General features: G+C 47.0%; 1 protein-coding gene. It reads left to right on the forward strand.

What is annotated here, in order from left to right:
* A partial coding sequence (locus tag GFJ41_RS21045) for an eL19 family ribosomal protein (protein WP_170076007.1) occupies nt 1–479 on the forward strand: 479 nt, incomplete at its 5' end.
* Nucleotides 480–508: the final 29 nt, after the last annotated feature.

A 508-nucleotide genomic window follows, 5' to 3' on the forward strand; every position in this document is an offset into this window, starting at 1 on the left:
CTAACAGCCGTCAAAATATCCGCAAATTGGTCAAGGATGGTTTGGTCATTCGCAAGCCCAATTTGATGCACTCTCGTTTCCGTATCCGTAAAACTCATGCTGCCAAGCGTCTTGGTCGTCACACCGGTTACGGTAAGCGTAAGGGTACTGCCGAAGCTCGTATGCCCTCTGCTGTTGTTTGGATGCGCCGTCAACGTGTTTTGCGTCGTCTTCTTCGCAAGTATCGTGAGTCTGGCAAGATTGATAAGCATCTTTATCACACTCTTTATTTGGAAGCTAAGGGTAACACCTTTAAACACAAGCGTGCTTTAATTGAGCATATTCAACGTGCCAAGGCTGAGGCCAACCGTACTAAGTTGATCCAAGAGCAACAAGATGCTCGTCGTGCTCGTGCCAAGGCTGCTCGTCAACGCAGAGCCAAGGCTGTTGAAGAAAAGCGTGAGCAACTTTACACTGCTGCCGAAAAGATTGAGGAGTAAATGAATATATTTTCCCCTTTTGAACTGGA

Origin of the sequence: Paraclostridium dentum, assembly GCF_012922555.1 — a bacterium.
In the GTDB taxonomy this organism is placed as follows: domain Bacteria; phylum Bacillota; class Clostridia; order Peptostreptococcales; family Peptostreptococcaceae; genus Paraclostridium; species Paraclostridium dentum.